We start from the raw sequence: 9,210 nt of genomic DNA on the forward strand, positions 1-9,210 counted from the left end.
GTGAGCAAACGATTCCGAGATCTCGATGGTTGGATAAGAAGAAGACTCCGGTCGGTACAGCTGCGAAGCTGGAGGAAGATAAGGAAACTTCATCGAGAGATGCGCAAACGAGGATGGGATAGAGAACTGCCGGGGTTACGAATGACCGCTTGGCGCAGCTCCTACTCGACGTATGCGCAGTATGCGATGCCAAACAAGTGGTTTGAAGAAATCGGTCTAAGTAGTTTGTCCTCGATCCAAAAAGACCTTCATCCCCAACGGGGATAATCATGGAGGAGCCGGATGCGATGACCCGCACGTCCGGATCTGTGAGAGGCCCATGCAATTGCGCATGGGCCTACTCGATTTTATGCTCTTTTCGTTTTAGTTTGACTGTAGCTTTCGCTTCCGTTTGTGCGCGACTTGTCCCCGAATCACAAAAATGTGTAGATAGACTAAAAAAAGTGCTATTGTATAGCGCTTTCATGATGTATAGCCGGTGCTATAGTTGGCTTGTAAGCGTTTTAGAACTAACCGAGAGGGGAAACAAGACATGAAAAAAGGGTTCAAAGCAGTAGCGCTTCTAGTCGTCATCATGCTGTTCGCAGCAGTTGTAGCGGCTTGCGGCAAGAGCGAGAAAGTAAGCGTAGGTATCGTACTTCCAACGAAGGATGAGCCGCGTTGGGTACAGGATGAGCAGCGCTTCAAGGACGCGCTCAAAGGCACGGACTACACGACTGAGATTCTGTTCAGCCAAGGCTCCTCAGCGAAAGAGAAAGAGAACGTTGAGACACTTATCAATAAAGGCATTCAAGTATTGATCATCTGTCCTCAAGACGGCGATGCAGCAGCAGCAGCTGTTGAATCCGCTAAGAAAGCTGGCGTTAAAGTTATCTCCTACGACCGTCTGATCACAAAAACTGATGCGGTTGACTACTACGTAACCTTCGACAGCGTTGCAGTAGGTGCAGCACAAGCGCAATACCTGGTTGATCACGCGAAAGGCGGCGGCGAGCCATTGTACCTCTACGCTGGCGCAGCTTCCGACAACAACGCATTCTTGTTCTTCCAAGGCGCATGGTCGGTGCTTCAACCGAAAATCGCTGACGGCACGTTCAAAATCGCGAACTCCAGCGAAGCTGAAGCTCTGAAAGACACTGCCGATCTTTCCCAAGACCGTGACAAACTGAGCAAAATCATCGGTCAAATCACGACGAACTGGGATCCGAACGAAGCGAAAAACAAAGCGCAAACTCACTTGACTGCAGCAGCAGCCGACATGAAAGGCGACGTTGCAATCCTTGCTCCTAACGACGGCACAGCTCGTTCCATCGCAGACGTATTCGCTTCTGACAAAGACGTGAAGAGCTTCGTCGTTTCCGGTCAGGATGCGGAGAAAGCTTCGATCCAATACGTAATCGACGGCAAGCAATCCATGACCGTATTCAAAGACGTTCGTAACCTCGTTAAAGACGCTATGGGTATGGCGCTTTCGATCCTCGACGGCAACACACCTGAGACAACTGGCGAGTACGACAACGGCAAGATCAAAGTACCGGCGAAGCAAACAGATGTAATCGTTGTTGACAAAGACAACGTAAAAGCGGCACTGATTGATTCCGGCTACTACCAAGCGAGCGACTTCCAAGGTCTGTAATCCATAAAAGGCTTTTCGAGGAATAGTGATAGGTCAACTATCACTATTCTTCGATTAATCATTCAGGATTACGGGTGCAAGCCATCAGCAAGTAAACACCTGAATGATTTAGTTAAGGAGTGCGAGAACATGAGTGACTATTTATTAGAGATGAAGGGCATTTCCAAAGAATTTCCGGGCGTCAAAGCATTGTCGGATGTCAGCTTTAAAGTGAAAAAAGGCGAGATTCATTTCTTGGTCGGCGAGAACGGTGCAGGCAAATCGACGCTGATGAAGGTGCTCTCCGGCGTATATCCGCATGGTTCTTACAGCGGAGATATCGTATTCGAAGGAAACGTGCAGAGCTTCGCCAAGATTAGCGATAGCGTAAAAACCGGAATTGCGATTATTTATCAGGAGCTCGCGCTGTTCCCTGATTTGACGGTATACGAGAACATTTTTGCAGGAAATGAAATTAAACGCGGCTCATTCGTCGACTGGAACCACACCATTATGCGGGCGAAGGAAATGCTCCGGATGGTGAAGCTGGTTGTGAACCCGGAGACGCTGATTAAGGATCTGGGCGTCGGCAAACAGCAGCTTGTCGAAATTGCGAAGGCATTAAGCAAACAAGTAAAACTGCTCATTCTGGATGAACCGACAGCTGCGCTGAATGAAGATGACAGCGAGAATCTGCTGGAGCTGCTTCGCGAGCTGAAGAAGCAAGGCATTACATGCATCATGATCTCCCATAAGCTGAAAGAAGTAATTGCCGTTGCGGATAAAGCGACAGTGCTGCGCGACGGTCAAACGATCTGTACACTAGACGGTTCCAAAGGCGAAATAACGGAAAGCGCCATTATCAAGAACATGGTCGGCCGGGAAATCGATGATATTTATCCGAAACGGCCCGATAAGAAATTCGGCAGAACGATTCTTGAGCTGAAGGACTGGTCTGCGTACGATCCGAATCTCGGCCGCAGCGTCGTCAAGAAAGTCGATCTGCACATTAAACAAGGTGAAATCGTCGGTATTGCCGGCTTGATGGGCTCCGGACGAACAGAACTCGCACAAAGCATTTTTGGCAATCCGAAGTCTTATAAATTGGTAGGCGACTTGCTGCTTGACGGCAAGAAGAGCAATTTCAAGCATCCGCAGGATGCGATCACCGCAGGAATTGCGTACGTAACGGAAGACCGGAAGGGCGATGGACTCTTCCTTATTCAAGATATCAAGAGCAACATCGTTGCGGCGAACCTGCATGGCATTTCGAAGCGCGGCTTCATTAATGAAAATGAAGAAGTGAAGATTTCCAACGCCTACAAGCAGTCGCTCAATATTAAAACACCGTCGGTTGAGCAGCTTGTCGGCAAGCTCAGCGGCGGCAACCAGCAGAAGGTATCGCTTGGCAAGTGGCTGTTCGTCGGACCTAAGCTGCTCATTCTGGATGAGCCGACACGCGGAATCGACGTTGGCGCGAAGTTCGAGATCTACACGCTCATGAACAAGCTGATCGCAGAAGGCATGAGCATCATTATGATCTCTTCAGAGCTTGGCGAGGTGCTCGGCATGAGCGACCGCGTCTACGTCATGGCCGAAGGACGCATGACGGGCGAGCTGGCTATCGAGGAAGCGGATCAAGAGAAAATTATGCAACTTGCAACGCAATAGGGGGAAGGCACAATGAATTTCTTTAATGAAGCGAAATCGTTGACTAAAGTAAATATCCGCGAATACGGGATGTATATCGCATTGTTCGTCATCATGCTGACGTTCTCGATCATGACCGACGGCCTGTTCATGTCGTCGCGCAACATTAGTAACATGCTCGATGCAACCGGCTATATCGCCGTTCTTGCGGTTGGCATGACGCTCGTCATCGTCATCCGTCATATCGATTTGTCGGTCGGTTTCTCGGCCGGCTTCCTAGGCGCAATCGAAGCGATCTTCATGTCACAGCTCGGCGTTCCGTTCTACATTACGATTCCGATCATCCTCGTATTCGGTATCGTTGTTGGCATGCTGAACGGTTTCCTAGTCGCACAGATCGGTATTCCATCCTTCGTTGCCTCGCTTGCAGGGATGTTGATCTTCCGTGGCGCGCTGCTAATGGTAACAGAGAAAACAGGTACCATCATCGTCAAAGACGATCATTTTAACGCAATCGGTAACGGCTTTATCCCTTCGCTTGGTAAAGTGGGCGGACTGAACGTACTTTCTTTGATCCTTGGCGCAGTCGCTATTCTGCTGTTCATACTCATTGAAATTTCGAACCGCAGAAAGAAGCAGCAATACAACTTTGAAGTCATCTCGAACAGCATGTTCTCGGTTAAGCTTGTATTCGTTTCCGCTATTATCGCGTATGTAACTTGGATTATCGCAGGCTACAACGGCTTCTCCTGGACAGTTGTAATCATGCTCCTCGTCGTCATTGTGTATCAAATTCTATCCACGAAAACAGTGCTCGGCCGTCATATCTATGCGGTAGGAAGCAACCCGGAAGCGGCTCATCTGAGCGGTATCAGCGTGAAGAAGATCACGTACATCGTATTCGGTTCGATGGGTATGCTCTCCGCACTTTCCGGTATTCTGTATACAGCGCGTCTGCAATCGGCGACAACAACAGCGGGTACGCTGTTCGAGCTTGACGCAATCGCTGCTGCTTATGTCGGCGGCGTATCCGCAGCAGGCGGAGTTGGTAAAGTAACGGGCTCGATCATCGGTGCGATCGTTATGGCCTCCCTCTCCAGCGGTATGAACCTGCTCGGCGTCGGCATCTCGTACCAGTACATGATTCGCGGCGCGGTGCTCGCAGCAGCAGTTATCTTCGATGTAATGACACGCAAGAAGAGATCGTAATCGATTTTTTAAAAAATATCCAGTAAAAGTCAGGAACTTCAAATAGTTCCTGACTTTTTTTTACATTAAAAAGTTCATTCATAGATTCCGATATATATGTAATAAGCTTTTTTGACGAAGTACGATGAAGGGTTGTGGGCTCACGATGAGTAAAGAAGCGTACATGCAATCGGTGATCGATATGATGGAAACGTATCAGCAAGCTTTCGCTGAGGAAACGATTCTGCTTGTGATGGATTTGGAGAAGGTAGTCGGTTTTAGCCCCACTCCATCGATTAAAGTTAAAATTCCCGTTGGAACGCCGCGCAGCGCGCTGGCGAATTCGGTATCGGATCAAGCATTGAGCTCCGGTAAAGTCTGTTATGAGGAAAGAGGTCCTGAGGCATTCGGAATCGCTTATGTGGCAACAGCAACTCCTCTCAGATACAATGGCGAGCTCATAGGGGTACTCTCTTCGGTAACCGTGAATGAGAAGTTCGAAATGATCCGTAACTCCTCGGAGAGCCTTGCTGCATCAGTGGAAGAAATGACGGCGACCTCCAATCATCTTGCCTCGGGCTTTTCCTCCATCCATGGCGAGATGGATCAACTGTCGGCGAAGTCCGCTTCGATTCTTCAGGATATCACCGCGATTCAATCCATCATTGAGGTTGTGCAGGAATTGGCGGATACCTCGAATCTGCTCGGTCTTAATGCTTCTATAGAAGCGGCTCATGCCGGGCAATATGGACGCGGCTTCGCAGTCGTTGCGGATGAAATTCGGAAGATGGCGAATCAGAGCAAGGATGCTTCGAAGACGATTCGCACGCAGCTTAACGAAATGCAGAGCCGGTTGAATGAAATCAACAGTTATGTGGAGACGGTGAAGCAAGATATGGCGCATCATGCCGAGAGCGTTAGGGAGCTGGATTCCGCTTTTGAGCATATTGCAGTGACCGCGAATGAACTTATGGATCGTTTCGGTGCAGGAAAACGCAGCTAAAGGGGCCTGCGATTGGACCGTCAGTTCCCCGACAAGGGACTGGCGGTCTTTTTTCATGCGGACGTCATGATTGACAATAACTTAAGCTCTCAGTTACTGTAAAAATCATGGTATTAATTTGGGCTTGAGAGGAAGTAGCGGATGATGGATAATGGCATAGCTGTCATTGTATACGAGAAGGATGCGGACGGGGAATTGAACCGCATCGATGAACGGATTTGGACAACGGCGATGATCACGTCGCTTGAGCATATTAATTTCATAACGATCGGGAATCAGGAATTTAAGACGCTGGAAGGCAGATTGAATTTGGATTCAGGAAAACTTGAAATTTTAGTCGTTGCCGTACGTAATGAATAGGGTCAGCTGAATCTGAATCGAAGAAATGATTGCACCATGGGAGGGGTAACATTGAAGTGGGATGAAGGGCAGGCCGATTCGCTTCGGTCGAAGCTGTTTACGAAAGACGGCAAGCCGCTCCGGATCTTATCGACATCGCTTGGCGTTGCGCTGATTGCGAACGCCGTGTTCGGCGGGATGGCCTATGCGGAAGGGAATTCTTCAGCAACGGCAACTGCGGGGACGGAACAGCCGAAGCTGGTCGAGTGGTCCTCGGACGCGGTGAAGCAATATTTTGATCCGGCTGTGGATTGGAACATACCGATGCTTGCAGATGAGAATGCAGAGGATCAAGATAACGAGGAAGCAGCGGGAAGCGGCAGCACGGCTGTAAGCGGCGGTGCCGGTGGCGGCGGAACATCGAGTTCCGGGGATACGATCATTGTTAACAACGGATATCACTCGAGCTTCGGATGGGACGATCTGATGCTCTACCACTTGCTGTTCAATCAAGGCTCGTCGTATTCGACGACGCGTTACTACACGACGCATACGACTTACAAGCCGAATACGCACACGACTTACAAACCGAAAACAGCGTATAACAGCGACAGCTTTCAAAATAAACCGGTCTCCGGCTCAACGGTACGTCCAGTCACTTCGAACAAGAGCGGCTCAGTAACGCGCCGGTCGAAGTCAACCTCGTCTTCGCCAGGCGGAATCGGCGGCAAGTCCAGCTCGATGAGCTCGTCCGGCAGCAGCTCCTCGAAGAGCTCTTCGCATTCGATCTTTGGAGGCTTCGGCGGTTAATGGCGGAAGCGAATCGATTTGTCGTGATTGGAGAGCCTCATGCGGTTCGCGCATCTCGCGTAGCGCAGCTGCGTGAGCTGGGATTCAGCTGGGCGGACCTGGCGGAGGAGCCGTACTGGATCGATCAGATTGTGACGATGCCGCGGGCATTGTTTGAAGAGTTGGAGGCTGCATCTGCGAAGCTGTGGCTCATCCTGGATAAGACCGCCCGCTATATTCATGGCAAGCCGGAATTTTATGAGCTGCTCGGTATCCCTGAAGTGTTATGGGATGCGCTTGATCTGCTTCCGCTTCCTCAGGAAGGGCTGATTAGCCGGTACGCACGGTTTGATTTTGCCATCTCGAATGATGGAGTCATCAAGCTGCTTGAGCTGAATGCCGATACGCCGACGGGCTATGTGGAAGCTTCGATTGCGACCCCTTGGCTCTGCGAGGAAGCGGGAATAGCGGGAATTTTTTCGCCGAACGCAGGGATGGCACAGCGCCTAGCAGAGGCGTGGGGCGTAGAGCGCCCTGAGGCCGCAGCTTGCGTTGGCTATGGGGAGCACTTGGAGGATTCAGGCACCATTGAAGCACTTGTGAAACATAGCGGCTTGCCGATGCGCTGCGTCGATTGCCTTGAGCTATGGGTCGACGAAGGTGTGCTGAAGGATCGCGATGGCCAGCCGATTAGCAGCATGTTCGCCTTGTATCCGAAGGAATGGATGGCTGTAGACGATGGCGGAGAAGCGCTCGCATATGCGATCGAGAGCGGCAACTTGAAGTTGTATAACGGCATTCACAGCATACTGCTGCAGTCCAAAGGCTTGCTAGCCGCTGTGTGGGGCTTGTACGAATTGGGCTTGCTGTTTGACGAGGCGGAGCGTGGGGCGATTAGCCGATATATGCTGCCTGCGTATAACAATCCCGTGTTTGAGGGCAGCTTCGTATCGAAGTCGATGTTCGGACGGGAAGGCGGCTCCGTTCGTCTATTCGATCAAGCAGGAGCTCTGGAACTGGCGGATATGGACGGCTATGACACGAGCGAGCTGTTTCCGCTTGTGTATCAGAAGCGGGCGGAGCTTGCCCGCATTGAGACGGCTGTCGGCGAGCTTCATTTGCTGACAGGGATGTTCGTCATCAACGGAGTTCCTTGCGGGATGCTTGGCCGTGCAGGCGGTCCGATTACGGGGAATACGAGCCATTTTGTGGCAATGGGAGTGAGAGAGCAATGAGTAGGGCTGGTAAGCTGGGGAGACGAATTTCGGGGTTCATGCTGCTTGTATTGCTGGCGGGGCTGCTGCTTACCGCATGTGAATCGGATCAGAAGTCCGTATTCTCAAGTCAAGCGAATGTCGCGACGGAACAAGCGGCAGCAGATAACTCGATTCCATGGGATTATCGGATTGTGCAAGGTAAGGTCGGCGATCTCGTCGGCAGTGATATGGTTATTCTGCCTGACAATACATTGCTGTCGAACGACGGAAACTATGCGACTGGCGATGATGTATGGACGCTGCAATATATGACCGCCGCAATGACGGTGAGCGATAGCGGAAGCAATCAAATCAAGCTGTCATCGTGGAACGCGATCAAGTCGTATAAAACCGAAGCGAGCGCGAAGGATGATCTTGCGAAGCTGAAGGTGTCTTTGCAGACGGAAGTGCCGCTAGTTGGCGTATACAAGACGTCCTACCAAGGAAAATCGCGGGATTTCGCCGTGATTACGCTGCCTTCGGGCAATCAGCTCAAGCAGCCGATTGACGATAAGCGGTACGAGAAGCTGAAGAGCTTGAAGAACGTGATGGTCAACGTCGAGGAAGTCCACGACTATCTCGATTATGATCTCGCGTATGCCAAATTCAGGGGGTGGGCGTAAATGACCGTCGTTATTAATCTTGTCGTAAGTGTTGCTGCAATTATTATTCTTCAGTTGGCGGGCATGCTGATATTCAGTTGGATGACGCCATTCCGGGATATGGATGAGCTGCGCAAAGGCAATGTTGCCGTCGGTCTTGCGTTTGGCGGCAAGTTCCTGGCAACTGCGATCATTCTTGGCGTCGCGATGTATACGAACACATCCATTTGGCATGTGATACTCTGGTTCGCCGTTGGTTATGTTTGTCTCGTCGCCGCTTACTGGATCTTCGAGCTCGTAACGCCGAACTTGAACATCGCAGAGCATTTGCAAAAAGGCAATGTGGCGGTAGGGACGCTGCTGTTCTGCGTGTTCCTGGGCACGAGCTTTGCGGTGAGCAGTCTTATTATTTAGTTGGCAGGTTGGAATTGGCGGGGCACATGAGGTGCTCCGTCTTTTGTGCGCTTGGCAGCGCAATCGACTAAGGAGTGAAAGTCTCTAGCACACCGCGAGGTGGCGGAAGTGCATAGCTGACGCATAGTGCTTTGTCCGCGAGGAGAGGTGCGGAGGATGCGAAGGCAAAACCCGGAACAGGCGGCATACCAAGTTGGCTGACAGAGCCGGATAACCCTGCAAAAGAAGGGGAGGTCCAATACCACCAGTGGCTCTGGAAGTTAGGAGGACTGGTTTCGGGGGAAAGTCGGTTGACGTGACCCAAGGAGATCTCATCGTCTCCGCTAAGAAGCGGTAACCCTTGTTCGAAACCGT

General features: G+C 50.9%; 9 protein-coding genes. All 9 read left to right on the forward strand.

Annotated features, from left to right (window positions below; genetic code table 11):
- Window positions 1–532: 532 nt before the first annotated feature.
- The 9 genes from A8990_RS30970 (at window position 533) to A8990_RS31010 (ending at window position 8,856) form a co-directional block, all read left to right on the forward strand.
- Window positions 533–1,636 carry a sugar ABC transporter substrate-binding protein gene (locus A8990_RS30970; protein ID WP_116192873.1) on the forward strand — a complete coding sequence of 368 codons (1,104 nt, stop codon included), beginning with the start codon at window positions 533–535 and terminating at the stop codon, window positions 1,634–1,636.
- 129 nt (window positions 1,637–1,765) lie between these two features.
- Window positions 1,766–3,286, forward strand: a complete 1,521-nt coding sequence (locus tag A8990_RS30975) for an ATP-binding cassette domain-containing protein (protein WP_116192874.1) — start codon at window positions 1,766–1,768, stop codon at window positions 3,284–3,286.
- A gap of 12 nt (window positions 3,287–3,298) precedes the next feature.
- Window positions 3,299–4,474 (forward strand): sugar ABC transporter permease, encoded by a 1,176-nt coding sequence (locus A8990_RS30980; RefSeq protein WP_116192875.1) that lies wholly within the window; start codon window positions 3,299–3,301, stop codon window positions 4,472–4,474.
- A 145-nt stretch (window positions 4,475–4,619) separates the two neighbouring features.
- Window positions 4,620–5,456, forward strand: a complete 837-nt coding sequence (locus tag A8990_RS30985; RefSeq protein ID WP_181909852.1) for a methyl-accepting chemotaxis protein — start codon at window positions 4,620–4,622, stop codon at window positions 5,454–5,456.
- Window positions 5,457–5,597: 141 nt separating this feature from the next.
- Window positions 5,598–5,816, forward strand: a complete 219-nt coding sequence (locus A8990_RS30990) for a hypothetical protein (RefSeq protein ID WP_245996320.1) — start codon at window positions 5,598–5,600, stop codon at window positions 5,814–5,816.
- A 51-nt stretch (window positions 5,817–5,867) separates the two neighbouring features.
- Window positions 5,868–6,605, forward strand: coding sequence for a hypothetical protein (locus A8990_RS30995; RefSeq protein ID WP_245996321.1), 738 nt, complete (start codon window positions 5,868–5,870; stop codon window positions 6,603–6,605).
- Window positions 6,605–7,819: a glutathionylspermidine synthase family protein gene (locus A8990_RS31000; RefSeq protein ID WP_116192879.1), complete on the forward strand. Its 1,215-nt coding sequence runs from the start codon at window positions 6,605–6,607 to the stop codon at window positions 7,817–7,819. The genes A8990_RS30995 and A8990_RS31000 overlap by 1 nt, the downstream gene beginning before the upstream one ends.
- Complete coding sequence (locus tag A8990_RS31005) at window positions 7,816–8,463, forward strand: hypothetical protein (protein ID WP_116192880.1); 648 nt, start codon at window positions 7,816–7,818, stop codon at window positions 8,461–8,463. Before A8990_RS31000 ends, A8990_RS31005 begins: the two co-directional genes overlap by 4 nt.
- On the forward strand, window positions 8,464–8,856 hold the full coding sequence (locus A8990_RS31010; RefSeq protein WP_116192881.1) for a DUF350 domain-containing protein: 393 nt from the start codon (window positions 8,464–8,466) through the stop codon (window positions 8,854–8,856).
- The last annotated feature ends 354 nt before the right edge of the window (window positions 8,857–9,210 follow it).

Origin of the sequence: Paenibacillus taihuensis (assembly GCF_003386535.1) — a bacterium.
In the GTDB taxonomy this organism is placed as follows: domain Bacteria; phylum Bacillota; class Bacilli; order Paenibacillales; family Paenibacillaceae; genus Paenibacillus_Z; species Paenibacillus_Z taihuensis.